The organism is Acidibrevibacterium sp., assembly GCF_049965395.1.
GTDB lineage: Bacteria > Pseudomonadota > Alphaproteobacteria > Acetobacterales > Acetobacteraceae > Acidibrevibacterium > Acidibrevibacterium fodinaquatile.
Window position 1 is genome coordinate 156137 of record NZ_JBMFWJ010000002.1, and the last position, 16379, is coordinate 172515.

The window sequence follows — 16379 nt, forward strand, 5'->3', positions numbered from 1 at the left end:
GGCAACTGGCCCATCATCCGCGCCGCGGCGCGCGGCGGCGCATGAAGCGCCGGCCGATACGGGCCAGGCGGGGCACGGTGGTGGGCTTGATCAGGCGCGGATCATAGCCGGAAAGCCGGCGATCGTTTTCGGCAAGACAAATATCGAGCAATTCCGCCGGATCGATCTCGCCGGCGACGGCTTCCGAGCCCTTGGCGGTGAAATTGGCGTCCTGTGGCGTGCCGTTGACGTCACGCGCGATGCCGATCCGCTCCCAGACCAAGAACGCCCACACGGCGGCGGTCTTGAGCAGGAACCAGGGCCGCCGCCAAAGCGGCATGCGGCGCTTGTACCAGGTGATCCAGTTCATGAAGAACAGGATATGGCGGCCTTCTTCCTGGATCACCGGCTCGAAGGTCTCGACCAGCTCGGGCGGAAAGAAGCCGGAGCGGCGGGCGAGTTCGAACAGGCCGAAGGCGAAGAAACTATCGATGCATTCCGAATAGCCGGTGACCATGAAGGCCCATTCCGGATCGCGCGGGGCAACATAGTCGGGCTCGGGGGCGAGCGTGATGCCGTAGGCGGCGACGAGATGGGACAGCACCTCCTTGTGCCGGTTTTCCTCGAATGCCATGCGCTCCAGCGCCTCGCGGAGCGGCTGGGCGGTGACACGCTGGGCGAAAGCGAGAATGCGGAGCCGCGCCTTGCCTTCGGTCTGGACGGCGATATCCCAGATCGGCAGGGAGATCAGGCGCTGGCGCGCTTCGTCATCGAGCTTCGGCCATTCGATCACCGCCGGCTTGTAGGGGTTGAACGTGTCGAGCAGCATGCGGCTCATCATTCGCATATACTCGTCGCCGCCGCGATCGAGCCGGCCGGGAATGTCATACTGCCAGTGCCGCGCGGCGTGATCGGCGGCTTCGATGAGAGCGCTATCGGTCATGGGAAAAAATCCTTGATCGCCGCCCTCGGCCCGGGCGGGGGATGGGGCGAGCGATGGGACTCGAACCCACGGCATCCAAGACCACAACCTGGCGCTCTACCAACTGAGCTACGCCCGCCATCCCTGCCCGCCGTTTAGGCCGATCACTTGGCTCCCGTCAACGCCGCCGGTGCGTGGCTTTGGCGCGCGAAATGGGTCGCGAGCCGCGAGATCGCCGCATCCAATATCTCGGGGCGCTTGCAGAACGCGAAGCGGACGTAATTTTCCGGCGGCCCACTGGCATAGAAGGCCGAAACCGGGATCGCCGCGACCCCGGCCGCCTCGGTGATATGGCGGCAAAACGCAACGTCATCGCCGGGAAAGCCGAGCGCCGAGACATCGGCGATGAGAAAATAGCTACCGTGGGTTGCGAGCACGCGCATCCCGAACTTTTCCAGCCCGGCGGCGAGGCGGTCGCGCCGGGCGGCGAGATCGGCGCTGAGGGACGCAAAATAGGACTCCTGCTTGGCGAGCCCGACGGCGACCGCGCGCTGAAGATTGGGGGGGGTCGTGAAAGTGAGATTTTGGTGCGCCTTGGCGATGATTTCGGCGATCGCGGCGGCGGCGGTGACGTAGCCCACCTTCCAGCCGGTCAGGCTGAAAGTCTTGCCGGCGCTACCGATCCGCATCACCCGCTCGCGCAGGCCGGGCAGCGTCATCAGGGGGATATGGCGATGGCCATCGAACACCAAATGCTCATAGACCTCATCGCATATCGCATAGGCGTCATGGCGTTGCAGCAGCCCGGCGATGAAGCCGAGTTCGTCGGCGCTGAACACTTTCCCGGTCGGATTCATCGGCGAATTGAGCAGGATCGCCTTGGTGCGCGGGCCGAAGGCGGCGGCGAGCGCAGCGCGTGGCAGCGTCCAATCCGGCGGCGAAAGCCGCACCAGCCGCGGCACCGCGCCGAGGAGCCGCGCGACAGGGAGATAGGTGTCGTAAAGCGGCTCGATCAGCACCACCTCGTCGCCAGGATCGAGAACCGCCATGAGGCAAGCAGTGATCGCCTCGGTTGCCCCCGAGGTCACCACCACTTCGCGCGCCGGATCGACCGCAAGGCCGTAAAAGCGCCGATTGGCGTCCGCCACGGCGGCGCGGAGTTCGGGCACACCGGCGAGCGGCGGGTATTGGTTGCGCTGGTCAAGCAGCGCGGCGGCGGCGGCGGCGATGACATCCTCCGGCCCGTCAGTATCGGGAAAACCCTGGCCGAGATTGATCGCACCATGGGCAGTGGCGAGCGCCGACATCACCGTGAAAATCGTCGTCTCGGTGGCGGCAAGGAGCGAGTTCAGGGCTTTCATCGATGTTTTTTTTCCTCAACGTGGCGGGGACTATGCCGAGCCCGCGCCGCGCCGCCAAGATGGCATCTGCCCGAAATTTAGGCGTGCCGCCCAAGATGCATCCTCGCGCGCGGCGGCCATAGCGGCGGGGATGGCGGCAAGAGCGCATGCGCGGGCGATTGCCGGCTTGGCACGAGACGTGCAATCTACTCGTCCTATCTGCTAGTCTGCGCCGCGCGGGAGGGGTCTCGGGTTACGCCCTCCTTGCCGCGTGGCGCAGCCCGAACCGGTGGAACGCATGAAAAAGATCGAAGCCGTCATCAAACCGTTCAAGCTCGACGAAGTGAAGGAGGCGCTGCACGAGGTCGGGCTGCAAGGCATCACGGTGCTCGAAGCCAAGGGTTTCGGCCGCCAGAAAGGCCATACCGAGCTTTATCGCGGGGCCGAATACGTGGTCGATTTCCTGCCCAAGGTGAAGATCGAGGTGGTCTGCCAAGATGACATCGTCGAGCGCGCGGTGGAGGCGATCATGAATGCCGCCCGCACCGGGCGGATCGGCGATGGCAAAATTTTTATCAGCACGATCGAGGAGGTGATCCGCATTCGCACCGGCGAACGCGGCGAAGAGGCGATTTGAGGCGCCAGCGCAATGGCGCCGCTGCCGCGATCCAGCTTTGCGTTGGCCTGCGAACCGTCTAAACTTTCTGACCCCAAGCACCGGCGTCACCGGCGCGCCCACCCCCCGATCCAAGCGTCACGACCACGGAATCACGACAACGACATCGTCAGGCTGCCGGCGAGACCGGCGCATGGCAAACTCGGCTCCAGCAAACCATGAGAAAGGGTTAAAAAAAACTATGGCGAAGAAGGCCCCAGAAGCCGCGAGCGGCGTGGACAAGGTGATGGAGATGCTCAAGGAGCACTCCGTCGAATATGTCGATCTCCGCTTCACCGATCCGCGCGGTAAGTGGCAGCACACGGCGCAGCATGTCTCCACTATCGACGAGGACGTGTTCCGCGACGGGATCATGTTTGACGGCTCCTCGATCGCCGGCTGGAAGGTGATCAACGAAAGCGACATGATCCTGATGCCGGATGCGGCGACCGCGGTGATGGACCCGTTCGCGGCCAAGCCGTCGCTCATTCTGTTTTGCGACATCGTCGAGCCCTCGACCGGCCAAGCCTATCACCGCGACCCGCGCAGCACGGCAAAGAAAGCCGAGGCCTATCTCCGCGCAACCGGTATCGGCGATACCGCCTCGTTCGGGCCGGAAGCCGAATTCTTCGTGTTCGACAACGTGAAATTCGGCACCGGCGGCAATTACGGCTGCTATCAGCTCGATTCGACCGAAGGCCCGCAAGCCTCGATGAAAGACTATCCGGAAGGCAATATGGGCCACCGCCCGGGGATCAAGGGCGGCTATTTCCCGGTGCCGCCGGTCGATAGCGAAAGCGATCTCCGTGCCGAAATGCTCTCAACGATGGGCGAGATGGGGGTCATCATCGAGAAGCATCACCACGAGGTGGCGCAGTCCCAGCATGAATTGGGCATGAAATTCGGCCCGCTCGTGCGCATGGCTGACCATCTGCAGATCTACAAATACTGCATCCACAACGTCGCCCACAGCTACGGCAAGACGGCGACTTTCATGCCCAAGCCGATTTATGGCGATAACGGCTCTGGCATGCATGTGCATCAGTCGATCTGGAAGGCGGGCAAGCCGCTTTTCGCAGGCAATGGCTATGCCGATCTTTCGGAAACGGCGCTTTATTACATCGGCGGCATCATCAAGCACGCCAAGGCGATCAATGCCTTCACCAATCCTTCAACCAACAGCTACAAGCGCTTGATCCCGGGTTTCGAAGCGCCGGTGCTGCTCGCCTATTCGGCGCGCAACCGCTCCGCGTCCTGCCGCATCCCGTATGCGACCAGCCCCAAGGCCAAGCGTGTTGAGGTGCGTTTCCCCGATCCCGCCGCCAATCCTTATCTCGCCTTCGCGGCGATGCTGATGGCCGGCCTCGATGGAATCCGCAACAAGATCCATCCCGGCGACCCGATGGACAAGGATCTCTACGACCTGCCGCCCGAGGAGCTGAAGGGCATTCCGACGGTGTGCGGTTCGTTGCGTGAGGCGCTCGGGGCGCTGGCCGCCGATCACGAGTTCTTGCTCGCCGGCGATGTCTTCAGCAAGGACCAGATCGAGAGCTATATCGAGCTGAAATGGACCGAGGTCTTCCGTTTCGAGCACACGCCGCACCCGGTCGAGTTCGAGATGTATTACTCGGTCTGACCTTTCGACAACCGGATAAAAAAGGCGCCTCTGGCCTTGCCGGGGGCGCCTTTTCTTCGTCTCAGATACCCCAGCCGTGACCCCGGATCGCGCTTACTCCGCCGCCACCTGCGCCGGCCTGGTGTCAGTTATCCCTAGGCGCCGCGCTTGCGCGGAAACCAAGCGGGCCATGCGGCGGAGATCACTCTCTTCCAGCCGCAACGCCGCATCGACCCAGAGATCGGTGATGTCGTTCAATTCCTCGAACGTCACGGGATTGACCCGCCGGCGCGCTTGGCAGATCGCGTAATGGGCGTTGTGGCGACGTTGGTCGTGGGCGATATAGTCACGCACCGCTTCCTCGCCGAACCCGTCTTCGGCGACGATGTCAACGATGCCCATCGTCTCCATCTCGGCGGCGGTATAGACCCGGCCAGAGAGGATCATTTTTTCCGCCCGCGCCGCGTCCATCCGGCGTGAGAGGAAGCCCATCGCGCCCATGCCGGGGAAGAGATTGAACAGCACTTCCGGCAGGCCGAAACGGGCACTCCGTTCGGCGACGATCACATCCGCCGACAGCGCCGCCTCGAAACCGCCGCCGAGCGCTTCGCCTTGAACCAAGCTTATCGTGATCATCGGCAGATGGAAGGCGGTGTGGATATTATAGGCAACCTCGATGCAGAGCCGTGCATAGGCGCGCAGCCCTTGGCGATCGTTGGCCCGAATCGCGTTGATGAACAGCGCGAGATCGCCGCCGAGATTGAACACGCCGGGGATGCGCGAGCCGCTAATATAATAGCGAAGCGGTGCCCGCCCGGCGTCTCGTCGCGCCGCCTGCAGACGCGGCATTGCCGTCTGCATCGCCGCGACGTCGTGGAGCAGGGAGGCGGAAAAATACGGATGGGAATCGCGGCGGATAAAGCACCACAGGGCGGCATTGGCTTCGTCGATTTCCTGATCGAGATGGGTCAGGGGCGTGGGCTCCCCGTTCTGAGCGGCGATCGAAGAGTCGGTGTCGCGGCTGAAGGCGGGTTTGGTTTGAAAGGTCATGGTGCGAACTCCTGCGGAGATTGAGGGGATATGCCAGGTTTTGGCGTCAGAACGGTCCGCCTGCGACCGGTTGGCGGATTGCGCGCATTTTGACGCCAATACCAGGTTCGTTACCAGAACTTTAAACCTTGAGTTGGCGGTATTCGTTATGACGCAGCTTATGCGTATATTTGCCTAATATGTAACTCGTTATAGGCGATTTTAATTAAAATGAAATCAAAAAAAAATAAATACTACCTCAATAATTTCGTATAAAAAGCGAAATTTACAAAAATTATACAATCGTGCGGGAACGGACAAATGCACCCATGAGAATTGGTTCAAAATTTTTATTCTGTTCTATAAATTATTATTTTTTTAATTTATTTGTTTATGATGACGAACGCCGCACAGCGCTGACGTCAGAAAATAACGGAAGGATCTCGCGACCCCATGCAGGGGTGGTTGGGGCGCTTAGTTATGCGCCGGCGTGCCTCAAGGCCGCATCGATGGTCTCCTTCGCCCAGCGTCGATGCAGCCATAGCCAGGCGCCGGGATTGGCGCTGATCCAGGCGCCAAACCGGGCGTTGATGTCGCTGGTCAAGGTGCGGATATCGGCCTCGCGATCGCCCGAATCGGGCAGGCTGAGCGGCGCCTCGACGATCAGGCGCAGCCGCGCCGGCGCCTCGCGCTCGATGCGCCCGGGAATGACCGGATAGCGGTAGCGGAGCGCGAAAACGGCGGCAGCCGGCGCGGTCATCGCCGGCAGGCCGAGAAACGGCACTTCGATGCCGTCATTGAGCTTCTGGTCGAGCAGCATGCCGATCGCACCGCCGCCCGCGAGATGGGCGACGGCGCCGCGCGCGCCAGCCGACCCTTTCGGAAACATCGGCACTTCGCCGCGGAGTGCGGTGAGACGAAGCGCTTGGATCAGCGCGTCCACCCGGGCGTTCCGTGCCGCGCGATAGAAGGACGAAAAGAGATACCCGCTGCGCGCGACGATGACCGGCAGCGCTTCCCAGTTACCGTAATGGGCGGAAATGTAGATCGCCGGCCCGGAGCGAAGATGCTCGGCCCCTTCGACCGCGAACCCCGGCCCCTCGGCGGTGACATCGAGCGATGCGAGATGCGGCAATTCGCCAACCGTGCGGCCGAGATTCTCCCATACCGCGCGGATCAGGCGCCGGCGTTCGGCGCGGGGCAGGCCCGGCATCGCGGCGCGGAGATTGCGGTTTGCGACCCGCGAGACCGGGAGCAGCGGCCCGAGCCAACGCGCGAGACGGCCTGCGACATTACTCGCAGCAACCGGCCCCAGCGATCGCAACAGCGCGAGCAGCAGCCGGGCGCCGACATATTCCAGGAAATCGAGCCAGCGCATCGATTCAGTCAAAAATCATTCAATATCAAGCGCATTATGAGAGATGTCGGATTTTATCTACCCGCTCAGTTCCAGCCGCGCGCGAGGCGTCGCACCGACGTCGAGGCGTTGCGTTTGCCCTCCCCGGCGTAATCCTCATGATAAGCCTCGATTTTGGCCGGATCATAAAGGTAATTGACCATCAGCGTCGCGCTTTCCTTCACCCCGCGTTCGGAGAGATCGCCAAGCATGTTGAGGCGCTCGATGCGGGCGCCATTGGAGAGGTGGAAATGCGCCACCGGGTCGAGCGCCCGGCGAGGCTGGCGCGGATTGCTCTCGAGCAGGAGGTAGCGCCCGCAAAGCCTTGTTAACGCGGGCTCCAAGGCTTTCGTGACCACCGGGTCACGTTGCCAGCCACGCCGCTTGAGAGCGGCAGTGAGGGTCGCCTGTGCGGTTTTCTCGCCCGGCAAGGCTTTCAGCAGATTGGCCGCTTCTTCTTCCGGCAAAAGCGCCCCGCCATCGGGATCGGCGAGCCTGGCATCGAGCCAGCGGCGGAAGCCCGGAATCGGCGAAAGTGTCGCGAAGGTTTTGATATTACGAAATTCCTGAGATAACAGCTCGACCACCTGCTTGATCAGGAAATTGCCAAAACTGATGCCGGCAAGGCCGCGCTGGCAATTGCTGATCGAATAGAAAATTGCGGTATCGGCGGCATGGGGATCGGCGCCGGGAGATTTGGGGTCAAGCAGAACCTGGACGTTGTTGGCGAGCCCGCTGACCAGCGCGACCTCGACGAAAATCAACGGCTCCAATTTCATCCGCGGATGAAAGAAGGCATAGCAACGGCGATCCGAATCGAGCCGGTTCTTGAGATCGCGCCAGGAGCGGATCTCATGGACCGCCTCATACCCGGCGAGGCGTTCAAGCAGCAGCGCCGGGCTGCTCCAGTCGATGCGCTGCAATTCGAGAAAGCCGAGATCAAACCAATGTTCGAGCAGATGCTTGAGATCATACTCGAGCCCGGCGAGATGGGGGTCGTCGCGGCCGAGATCGAGCAGCGAGGCGCGCAGATCGACGAGGAATTTGACCCCGTCCGGGATGCTCGCGAACTGGGTCAGAAGCCGTGTGCGCGGCGGCTCCAGCACCCGGCGAAGGTCGGCGCGCGCGCGCACCAGCTTTGCCGGGTCGTCGGCGCCGCGCATTGCCTCATAGGCAGTGTTCAGCGCCTTGGCGTCGACATCGAAGCTGGCGAGTGTGCGGAGAAACTCGCGCCGCCCCGCGTCATCCAGCAGCAGATAGGTCTGGGCGAGCTTGGCGGCGCGGTTGCGCGCGCTGACCTCGCCGCCACGTCCGGCGAGACAGGCCCGCATCTGGCCGGCGATGCTGTCATCGGCTTCGCGCCCGACACTCGCGCCCATCTCGCGCCAGACATTGGCGATCCGACGAAGGGCGCGGTCAAAGAGCCCGACCTGGGCGGCAATTTCATTCATCGCGCTCATCCGTCACATGGTCGCGGGTCAAGATCGGGTTTGGCAGCATCGACGATCCTCCGGCTAAACCCTCTCATCATAACCCACGCCGCGATGAAGCGACAGCCATGTGTTAGCGTCAAACGGGTCTATCGGGGCTGAGAGCACTCACTTCGTCTGCTTCGGCGAGTGCCGGCGCCAGCGCCGCCAGCAGATCCTCGGCGACCAATCCCCGCCCGATCAGCGCGCCGGCGCGGCCATGGAGCCAAACCGCGGCAAGCGCCGCCTCGAACGCCGTCAAGCCCTGCGCGAGCAGCCCGCCGATCATGCCGGCGAGCACATCGCCGCTGCCGGCGGTTGCGAGCGCCGGCGGGGCGGAGGCATTGATCGCCGCCCGCCCATCCGGCGCCGCGACGACGGTATCGGCGCCCTTGAGCACGATGACGGCGCCGCTCAGCGCTGCCGCCCGCCGCGCAGCCCCCAGCCGGTCGGCGCCAACCGGGCCGAAGACGCGGGCGAACTCCCCTTCATGCGGGGTCAGTACAGCAGCGCCGCGCAGCGCTTCGGGCTGCCCGGCGCAAGCGGTCAGGGTATCGGCGTCGGCAACCACCTGCCGCCCCGCGCGCAATACCGCCGGAAGCTGCACCCGCGCGGTCGCAACCCCGAGCCCGGGGCCACAAACGACCACGTCGGCGCGAATGTCGCTGAGCGGTGCGTGGCGAAGGATCAGCCCCGGCGCCACCCCCTGTAGCGGCGCAAGCGCTTGGATGGAAACCAGCCCGGCGCCGATCCGCCGCGCCGCCTCAGCCGCGAGCAGAGCGGCACCCGCCATCTCGCCGGCGATAACGGCGACGGTGCCACGGCGATATTTGTGATCGCTCGCCCCTGGCCGCCGCAGCCGCCAGAGAGCGGGCTGATTGAGGAGCGCGCTCGCCGCGACCGCGCCGAGCACCGACACCGGAAGGCCAATATCGGCGAGCACGATCTCGCCGCACAATGTCCGCCCGGGCAGCAAAAGATGGCCGGGCTTCAAACGAAAGAAAGTGACCGTGAGCGCCGCCGGTGAAACTTCGCCGCGCGCCGCCCCCGTTCCCCCGTCGAGCCCGCTCGGGACATCGATGGCGACGCGGTTCCGCGCGGCCGCCAGGGTCGCGGCGACGGTTGCCGCAAGCGGTCGCGAGAGCCCGGCGCCGAACACCGCATCGACCACTAAATCCGCCGCCGCCGCCGACTCTGGCGTGAACGGCGCCATCGGGCCGGACCAGTCTGCCGCGGCGCGCGCGGCATCGCTCCCGGCGCCGGGTGGGGCGAGGGCCGCGAGCCGGACCGGCCAGCCCGCCCGCTGCAACAGCCGCGCGGCGACATAGCCATCGCCGCCGTTATTGCCGGGCCCGGCCAACACCAAGACCCGCGCCGGCGCGAAACGCTGCCGTATCGCGCGCGCAACCGCCCTCCCCGCCGCTTCCATCAGCGTGAACCCAGAGATTCCGGCCGCGATCGCCGCCTGATCAGCGCGCGCCATCGCCGCCGGATCGAGCAATTCCGGCGGGGGTAAGTGGCGGGGAAGATGGCGGGCATCGAGCATGACGGCATCCTGCCATCACTGGGCCGGCCGGAGGAGAGGATTTTTGGTGCGGGCGGTCGGACTCGAACCGACATATCCGTAAGGACGGCGAATTTTGAGTCCGCTGCGTCTACCAGTTCCGCCACGCCCGCGCCGCGATTCCTATACCGAGGCCGAGCGGCACTGCCAAGCCCAGGCGCAAAGCGCGCTGTTCCGGCAAGGTCCGCCGCAGCGGCGCCGCTATTTCTGATATTTGCGGAATTCGGGCTTGCGCTTCTCGTTGAAGGCGCGCACGCCTTCCTTTGACTCCGCGCTCGCGTAATAGAGCGTGAGCGCCTGCATCCCCATGCCGCTGATGCCGCGGATAGCGTCGGTGTCAGCGTTGAAGCTGCGTTTGGCGATGGCGATGGCGGTCGGACTTTTCTCCATGATTTCTGCGCACCAGCGCGCGACTTCGGCGTCGAGCTGGTCATGCGGCACGACGGCGTTGACGAGCCCCATCGCCAGCGCCTCGGCGGCGCTGTAGCGGCGGCAGAGGTACCAGATCTCACGCGCCTTCTTCTCGCCGACGGCGCGTGCGAGATAGGCCGTGCCGAAGCCGGGATCGACCGAGCCGACCTTGGGACCGACCTGGCCGAACTGCGCCCGCTCGGAGGCGATGGTGAGATCGCAGAGCGTCGCCAGCACGTTGCCACCGCCGATCGCATAGCCCTGAACGCGCGCGATGACCGGCTTGGGCACCTCGCGGATGATCGATTGCAGCTCCTCGATCGGCAAGCCGATCAGGCCGCGCCCGTCATATTGCCCCTCATGCGCGGATTGGTCACCGCCGGTGCAGAATGCCTTGTCGCCGGCGCCGGTGAGCACGATGACACCGATCGCCTTGTCCCAGCCGGCGCGATTGAAGGCATCGATCAGCTCCTCACAGGTGCGGCCGCGAAAGGCGTTCATCACCTGCGGGCGGTTGATGGTGATGGTGGCGACGCCGTCAGCCGCGGCAAACAGGATGTCTTCGTAGGGCATGGTTTTTCTCCCCTGCATGATGAGCCATCGCTCAGGTTGGCGGCAACCCCCCGGCCTTGACCCACCACTCCTGCGGCAGCGCGCGGGCAGCGGCGTGGGCCGCCGCGGCCGTCGCGAAGAGCGCGAAACAGGTCGCCCCCGAGCCGCTCATACGGGCGAGCAGCGCCCCGGGCAATGCGCGAAGAGCGGCCAGCACGATGCCCACATGCGGGCAAAGCGCGATCGCCGGCGCTTCGAGATCATTGCCGAGCGTCGCGAGATCGGCGGCCATGGCGGCAGCATCGCCCCAGCCAGCGGGCAAGATGGGGGGAGCGCAAAACGTGCCAGTCCGGGCGGCAAACACGTCCTTGGTCGAAAGCGCGACACCGGGGTTGGCGAGAATGATTCCGGCCCCGGGGAGACGCGGCGGCGGCGCGAGATCGGTGCCGATCCCAGACATCCGCGCCGCCCGCGCGCCGAGACAGACCGGCACATCCGCGCCGAGCCGGGCCGCGATCGCCGTAAGGTCTCCCGCCCGCGCCCAAAAGCGGGCGAGCAGCCGGAGCGCCGCGGCGGCATCGGCCGAGCCGCCGCCGATACCGGAGGCGACCGGCAGATTTTTCTCGAGGGTCAGCGCCGCCCCTGCCCCATCCTGCGCTGGCCCCTCTCGGCCGCTCGCGACCAACGCCCGCGCCGCTGCAAGGACGAGATTATCCACCCCCGCCGCAAGATCGGCGGCAAACGGCCCCGTGACTTCGAGCGACAGCGCCGGCGCCGGGCGCACGCTCAGCCGGTCGCCGATATCAGGAAAAACCGCGAGACTGTCGAGCAGATGATAGCCATCGCCGCGCCGGCCGGTGACGTGAAGGTAAAGATTGACCTTGGCCGGGGCGAATTCGGCATCCGCGCTCAATTACCCCCCTCATGGGCTTTCTCCTGATGCGGCGCAACCTGTTCGGCGGTGTTGGCGGTGCCATTGCCGGGGATGTTCGCTTGCTTGAGCCGCGCCTCGATCCGCGCCGCCTCATCGGGATCGGGCTTAAAGGTGAGAGCAAGGCGCCACTGATAGGTCGCCTCGAGCTTACGCCCGGCGGCCCAGAGCGCATCGCCGAAATGGCCGTTGATGGTCGCGTCCTCGGGTTCCATCTCGACCGCGCGCTCAAGCCAATGGACGGCGCCGGCGGTATTGCCCTGACGCAGCAGCACCCAGCCGAGACTGTCGATGATGGCGCCATCATTGGGGCGGATGGCGACCGCCTTTTCGATCAGCTTGCGCGCCTCGGCGAGATGCGTGCCCTGCTCGGCCCAGGAATAGCCGAGATAATTCAGGACATAAGGCTGATCGGGCGAAAGCTGCAGGGCATGCTCGAAATCGGCTTGCGCCTTCGGCCATTGATGAGACCGATCATAGCAAATGCCGCGGGCGTAAAACAGAATCCAACCACGCGGCTGCATGTCCCCGATGCGCGCGATCGCGCCATCATAGGCGGTGATCGCCTGGGGAAATTGCTCCTTGGCGCGATAGAGATCGCCGAGCTGCGCGAGCGGCTCGGGCCGATCCGGAAATTGCTTGGCAAGCCCTTGGAGAATGCCGATCGCGGTCTCGGTATGGCCGAGCTGATTTTCGATCGTCGCGCGGCGAAGCTGGATCAGACCGGCGAGCGGCGCGTCATTGGGGACCGAGGCCAAGGTCTGGAGCGCGTTTTCCGGCTGTCCCCCATCGTCCAGCATATCGGCGAGCAAAAGCCGCGCCGGCGTGAAACGCGGCCGGAGATCAAGCGCAAGGCGCAGGATGAGGAGGGAGAAATCCTCGGTCTCCGGCTGGCGGAGGGAGGCCGCGAGCGCGAGATAGGTTTCAGCGATGCCATCGACCGCGTTGGCGACCGGCCGCTCGGTGATATCCGATTCCAGCGCCGGCACCGCCATCGAAAGCACGCTGTCGCCCTGGCGCAAGCTGGCGATGGTGCGGCGCGCCTCCTCCATCTGGCCCTGGCGGGCCTGCCAGCTTGCGAGAATCTGCGCAAAACGCAGATTGGGGGCGGCAAACGCGGTCTGGGCCTGGTCGTAATAGCGCCCGGCATCGGCGTCACGGCCGGCGAGATCGGCGATCAGGGCGGCGTGGAGCGCGTAAATGCCGCCGAGATTCTTATTGGCGGTGAGAGGCTTCAGGATGGCGAGCGCGGCATCGGGATGGCCTGCGCCCATATCGGACCAGGCGACGAGCAGGGGTTCAAGAATTTGTGAAATCCCCTGATGCGGCAAGGCGAGATAGCGCTGCTTGGCCGAATCCCAGTCCCCCTGGCGGGCGGCCTCGTCGGCGAGCAGCAATTGGGCCGCGGCGTTATCGGGTAGCTTGACCGCCAACCGCACCGCTTCCGGCCGCCCAGCCAGCAGATTGGCGAGAAACGCCTGGCGCAAGAGCTGGCCGTTGGTGGGATCATCGGCGAGGGCTGCGAGCAGCCGGCTCGCGGCAATATCCAACGCCCCTTGGCTCAGCGCGAACTGACCGGAGAGGTAATTGCCGTAAGCCCCGCCCTGATCGCCGGTGGCATTATTGACGCTCGGAAAAGCAGCGCTGCCGGCGGCGCAGGCTGAGAGCAGGGTGATCGCCAGAAGGGCCGCGCGCGGCCGGAACGGCGAAAAAAAGGCAACGAATATGTTCATGGAGAACAAGTCTAACAGCCCGCCGGCGCGCGCGCTATCTCCCCCGCCGTTCACAAAATCCGCCGGCAGAGGCCGACTTGAGCGGTCTTGCCATCCGGCGCATTCTGGCCGGCGAGTGTTCACAGAAATGCCTCGAAATGGGAGCCCCGCATGTCTGATCTCGCCGATCTCACCGCCGTTGATCTTGCCGCTGGGTTCGCTGCCGGAAAATTTTCGCCCCCCGAGGTATTGGCGGCGGTTGAAGCGCGAATCGCCGTGCGCGAGCCCCATCTCCACGCGCTCTACGCCTATGATCCCGAAGGCGCGCGGGCGGCGGCGCGGGCTTCGGCGGCGCGCTGGGGGCGCGGCGCGGCGCTCGGCCCCCTTGATGGCGTGCCGGTGACGATCAAGGAGAATGTCGCGACCAAGGGGGTGCCGATGCCGCTCGGCACCGCGGCGAGCGACCTCACCCCCGCCGCCGCTGACGCGCCGCCCGCCGCGCGGCTGCGCGAAGCCGGGGCGGTTATTCTCGGCAAGACCACGATGCCCGATTACGGCATGCTGTCCTCGGGGCTTTCGAGCTTTCACCCGCTGACCCGCAATCCCTGGAATCTCGCGCGCAATCCTGGCGGCTCGAGCGCCGGGGCGGCGGCGGCGGCGGCGGCGGGGTATGGGCCGCTCCATCTCGGCACCGATATCGGCGGCTCGGTGCGGCTGCCGGCCGGCTGGTGCGGCGTCGTCGGGCTGAAGCCAAGCCTCGGGCGCGTGCCGATCGACCCGCCCTATATCGGCCGCGTCGCGGGGCCCTTGACCCGGACGGTCGCCGATACCGCGCTGATGATGTCGATCCTGAGCCGCCCTGACCGGCGCGACCATATGAGCCTGCCGCCGGCCGATATTCCCTGGCAAGACCTCGCGATTTCGCCCAAAGGGCTTCGCTTCGGCCTGATGCTGGAGGCCGGCTTCGGCTTTCCGGTGGAACCCGAGGTCAAAGCGGCGGTTACCGGCGCGGCCGAGCGCTTCGCCGCCGAGGGGGCGGAGATCGTCCCGCTGGCGCCGTTTCTGACGCCCGAGATGATGGCCGGGCTCGATATGTTCTGGCGGGTGCGGGCCTGGGCGGATATCAAGGCGCTGCCGGCCGCGCGCGCGGCGAAGGTGTTGCCCTTCATCCGCGCCTGGGCCGAAGGCGGCGCGAACGCGAGTGGGCTCGACGTCTATCACGGCGTGAGCCAGATCATGGCTATCCGCGCCGCCGCCACGCGCGCCTTCGAAGGCGTCGATTACGTCCTCTCCCCGACCGCCCCGATGCCCGCCTTCGCCGCCGAACTGCCGGCGCCGAGCAACGACCCCGAACGCCCTTTCGAGCATATCGGCTTCACCGTCGCCTTCAACATGTCCGAGCAGCCGGCGGTCTCGATTAATGCCGGCTATAGCGCGGAGGGATTGCCGATCGGCCTTCAAATTATCGGCCAGCGCTTTGATGACATTGGCGTTCTACGGATCGCAGCCCTTTGGGAAAAGCTGCGCCCGCCATCCCGCGCATGGCCGGAGGTGGGCTGACATGGGCGCGGTGCGGGCGGTTCTGTTCGACGTCTTCGGCACCCTCGTCGATTGGCGCGGCAGCCTGATCGCCGCGTTGACGGCCTATGGCGAGAGGACCGGCCGCAACGCTGACTGGGCGGGGCTGGTTGATGCCTGGCGCGGCGCCTATCAGCCCTCAATGCAGCGTGTGCGAAGCGGCGCTTTGGCCTGGACGGGGCTCGACGCGCTGCACCGCACGAGCCTCGATGAGCTTTTGCCGCGGTTCGGCCTCGCAACACTCCCGGAGGCCGATCGCGTCTGGATGGTCTCGCTCTGGCACCAGTTGCGCCCCTGGCCCGATACTGTCGCCGGGCTCGCCCGATTGCGTGAAAAAACGATCACCGGCACGCTTTCCAATGGCCCGGTCGCCCTGCTCGTCGATCTCGCGAAATCTGGCGGGATGCCTTTCGACGTGATTTTCGGCGCCGATCTTTTCCGCCACTACAAGCCCGACCCGGAAACCTATCTCGGCGCCTGTGCGCTCCTCGCGCTGCCGCCGGGCGCGGTGATGCTGGCGGCGGCACACCCTTCCGATCTCGCGGCGGCGCGGGCTTGCGGCCTCAAAACCGGCTTCATCCCGCGCCCAAAGGAATATGGCCCCGGCCAGACACGCGATCTCAAGGCCGAGGCGGGGTGGGACGTAATTGCCGAAACTGTCGGTGCGCTGGCGGAAAAGCTCCGATAGCCAGCCGCCGCGCCCGCCTGCCCGAGTCGAGCGGCGGTGCTGATAGGGCAAGCCCAGCGCTTTTGTGTGCGGTGCAACACAGCCATGCTTTTATAAGCTTGCGTGTGATAACCTGCGCTATTATCTCTGCCTGCGTCAGGTGGACAGCCAGAGCGGCAGACCACCACACGACGAAAGAAGAAGGTAGAAGATCATGCGTAAGTTCCTATTCGCAGCCGTTGCCGCCATCGCGCTCACCGCGTCTGGCCATGGTGTCCATCAGGCGCCGGCCTCCCTGCAGCAGCAGGCTGCCGGCAAGCCGCCGGCAACGAGCACCGACCGCGCCGCGACGCTGGCCTGGGGCCGCGCCCCGCAGATGGATGCCAACAGCTTCCAGACCGCCCAGGGCTATGACGGCCAGAAGCCCGAAACCCAGCGCGCCAGCCCAAACGGCAACGCCTGATCTCACGATCAGCGCCGATCTGACGCCAACGAGGGGGCGAAAGCCCCCTCGTTTTGTTATGGGTCTCGGATCACAAAGGCGGTCCCGGTGGCATGT

Annotated in this window: 14 protein-coding genes and 2 tRNA genes; 5 read left to right on the forward strand and 11 right to left on the reverse strand. The window is 65.2% G+C overall.

Going from position 1 to position 16379, the window contains the following annotated elements; translation table 11 throughout:
* Positions 1 to 13 precede the first annotated feature (13 nt).
* The 3 genes from ACP5M5_RS01700 to ACP5M5_RS01710 all read right to left on the reverse strand — a co-directional run bounded on the left by ACP5M5_RS01700 (position 14) and on the right by ACP5M5_RS01710 (position 2262).
* Positions 14 to 922 carry a ferritin-like domain-containing protein gene (locus tag ACP5M5_RS01700; protein ID WP_427935105.1) on the reverse strand — a complete coding sequence of 303 codons (909 nt, stop codon included), beginning with the start codon at positions 920 to 922 and terminating at the stop codon, positions 14 to 16.
* A 42-nt stretch (positions 923 to 964) separates the two neighbouring features.
* Positions 965 to 1040: transfer RNA gene (locus ACP5M5_RS01705), tRNA-His, on the reverse strand.
* A 25-nt stretch (positions 1041 to 1065) separates the two neighbouring features.
* Positions 1066 to 2262 (reverse strand): aminotransferase, encoded by a 1197-nt coding sequence (locus ACP5M5_RS01710; protein WP_427935106.1) that lies wholly within the window; start codon positions 2260 to 2262, stop codon positions 1066 to 1068.
* A gap of 277 nt (positions 2263 to 2539) precedes the next feature.
* Here ACP5M5_RS01710 and ACP5M5_RS01715 point away from each other — a divergent pair, with 277 nt between their 5' ends.
* Positions 2540 to 2878, forward strand: a complete 339-nt coding sequence (locus ACP5M5_RS01715) for a P-II family nitrogen regulator (RefSeq protein ID WP_114912168.1) — start codon at positions 2540 to 2542, stop codon at positions 2876 to 2878.
* 220 nt (positions 2879 to 3098) lie between these two features.
* Positions 3099 to 4532 (forward strand): type I glutamate--ammonia ligase, encoded by a 1434-nt coding sequence (gene glnA, locus ACP5M5_RS01720; protein ID WP_427935107.1) that lies wholly within the window; start codon positions 3099 to 3101, stop codon positions 4530 to 4532.
* A 93-nt stretch (positions 4533 to 4625) separates the two neighbouring features.
* Here glnA and ACP5M5_RS01725 read toward each other — a convergent pair whose 3' ends face one another.
* The 8 genes from ACP5M5_RS01725 to ACP5M5_RS01760 form a co-directional block, all read right to left on the reverse strand.
* Positions 4626 to 5561: a crotonase/enoyl-CoA hydratase family protein gene (locus ACP5M5_RS01725; RefSeq protein ID WP_427935108.1), complete on the reverse strand. Its 936-nt coding sequence runs from the start codon at positions 5559 to 5561 to the stop codon at positions 4626 to 4628.
* Between the two features lie 457 nt (positions 5562 to 6018).
* Positions 6019 to 6918 carry a lysophospholipid acyltransferase family protein gene (locus ACP5M5_RS01730; protein ID WP_427935125.1) on the reverse strand — a complete coding sequence of 300 codons (900 nt, stop codon included), beginning with the start codon at positions 6916 to 6918 and terminating at the stop codon, positions 6019 to 6021.
* Positions 6919 to 6983: 65 nt separating this feature from the next.
* On the reverse strand, positions 6984 to 8387 hold the full coding sequence (locus tag ACP5M5_RS01735) for a malonyl-CoA decarboxylase (RefSeq protein ID WP_427935109.1): 1404 nt from the start codon (positions 8385 to 8387) through the stop codon (positions 6984 to 6986).
* 118 nt (positions 8388 to 8505) lie between these two features.
* Positions 8506 to 9951: an NAD(P)H-hydrate dehydratase gene (locus ACP5M5_RS01740; RefSeq protein WP_427935110.1), complete on the reverse strand. Its 1446-nt coding sequence runs from the start codon at positions 9949 to 9951 to the stop codon at positions 8506 to 8508.
* Positions 9952 to 9995: 44 nt separating this feature from the next.
* Positions 9996 to 10082: transfer RNA gene (locus ACP5M5_RS01745), tRNA-Leu, on the reverse strand.
* An 88-nt stretch (positions 10083 to 10170) separates the two neighbouring features.
* The gene (gene badI / locus ACP5M5_RS01750) at positions 10171 to 10953 is read right to left on the reverse strand and encodes a 2-ketocyclohexanecarboxyl-CoA hydrolase (RefSeq protein ID WP_427935111.1); all 783 of its coding nucleotides are present in this window, start codon (positions 10951 to 10953) and stop codon (positions 10171 to 10173) included.
* A 31-nt stretch (positions 10954 to 10984) separates the two neighbouring features.
* Positions 10985 to 11845, reverse strand: a complete 861-nt coding sequence (locus ACP5M5_RS01755; RefSeq protein ID WP_427935112.1) for a 4-(cytidine 5'-diphospho)-2-C-methyl-D-erythritol kinase — start codon at positions 11843 to 11845, stop codon at positions 10985 to 10987.
* On the reverse strand, positions 11842 to 13596 hold the full coding sequence (locus tag ACP5M5_RS01760; protein WP_427935113.1) for a tetratricopeptide repeat protein: 1755 nt from the start codon (positions 13594 to 13596) through the stop codon (positions 11842 to 11844). Before ACP5M5_RS01760 ends, ACP5M5_RS01755 begins: the two co-directional genes overlap by 4 nt.
* A gap of 150 nt (positions 13597 to 13746) precedes the next feature.
* Between ACP5M5_RS01760 and ACP5M5_RS01765 the strand changes: the two genes are divergently transcribed.
* From ACP5M5_RS01765 to ACP5M5_RS01775, 3 genes are all read left to right on the forward strand, one after another.
* Positions 13747 to 15135 carry an amidase gene (locus ACP5M5_RS01765; RefSeq protein WP_427935114.1) on the forward strand — a complete coding sequence of 463 codons (1389 nt, stop codon included), beginning with the start codon at positions 13747 to 13749 and terminating at the stop codon, positions 15133 to 15135.
* 1 nt (position 15136) lies between these two features.
* Complete coding sequence (locus tag ACP5M5_RS01770; protein ID WP_427935116.1) at positions 15137 to 15841, forward strand: haloacid dehalogenase type II; 705 nt, start codon at positions 15137 to 15139, stop codon at positions 15839 to 15841.
* Positions 15842 to 16034: 193 nt separating this feature from the next.
* The gene (locus ACP5M5_RS01775; protein ID WP_427935118.1) at positions 16035 to 16283 is read left to right on the forward strand and encodes a hypothetical protein; all 249 of its coding nucleotides are present in this window, start codon (positions 16035 to 16037) and stop codon (positions 16281 to 16283) included.
* The last annotated feature ends 96 nt before the right edge of the window (positions 16284 to 16379 follow it).

Excerpts from the sequence above, each read along its gene's own strand:
- ACP5M5_RS01700 (WP_427935105.1), bottom strand. The coding sequence starts at position 922 with ATGACCGATAGCGCTCTCATCGAAGCCGCCGATCACGCCGCGCGGCAC.
- ACP5M5_RS01710 (WP_427935106.1), bottom strand. The coding sequence starts at position 2,262 with ATGAAAGCCCTGAACTCGCTCCTTGCCGCCACCGAGACGACGATTTTC.
- ACP5M5_RS01715 (WP_114912168.1), top strand. The coding sequence starts at position 2,540 with ATGAAAAAGATCGAAGCCGTCATCAAACCGTTCAAGCTCGACGAAGTG.
- glnA (WP_427935107.1), top strand. The coding sequence starts at position 3,099 with ATGGCGAAGAAGGCCCCAGAAGCCGCGAGCGGCGTGGACAAGGTGATG.
- ACP5M5_RS01725 (WP_427935108.1), bottom strand. The coding sequence starts at position 5,561 with ATGACCTTTCAAACCAAACCCGCCTTCAGCCGCGACACCGACTCTTCG.
- ACP5M5_RS01730 (WP_427935125.1), bottom strand. The coding sequence starts at position 6,918 with ATGCGCTGGCTCGATTTCCTGGAATATGTCGGCGCCCGGCTGCTGCTC.
- ACP5M5_RS01735 (WP_427935109.1), bottom strand. The coding sequence starts at position 8,387 with ATGAATGAAATTGCCGCCCAGGTCGGGCTCTTTGACCGCGCCCTTCGT.
- ACP5M5_RS01740 (WP_427935110.1), bottom strand. The coding sequence starts at position 9,951 with ATGCTCGATGCCCGCCATCTTCCCCGCCACTTACCCCCGCCGGAATTG.
- badI (WP_427935111.1), bottom strand. The coding sequence starts at position 10,953 with ATGCCCTACGAAGACATCCTGTTTGCCGCGGCTGACGGCGTCGCCACC.
- ACP5M5_RS01760 (WP_427935113.1), bottom strand. The coding sequence starts at position 13,596 with ATGAACATATTCGTTGCCTTTTTTTCGCCGTTCCGGCCGCGCGCGGCC.
- ACP5M5_RS01765 (WP_427935114.1), top strand. The coding sequence starts at position 13,747 with ATGTCTGATCTCGCCGATCTCACCGCCGTTGATCTTGCCGCTGGGTTC.
- ACP5M5_RS01770 (WP_427935116.1), top strand. The coding sequence starts at position 15,137 with ATGGGCGCGGTGCGGGCGGTTCTGTTCGACGTCTTCGGCACCCTCGTC.
- ACP5M5_RS01775 (WP_427935118.1), top strand. The coding sequence starts at position 16,035 with ATGCGTAAGTTCCTATTCGCAGCCGTTGCCGCCATCGCGCTCACCGCG.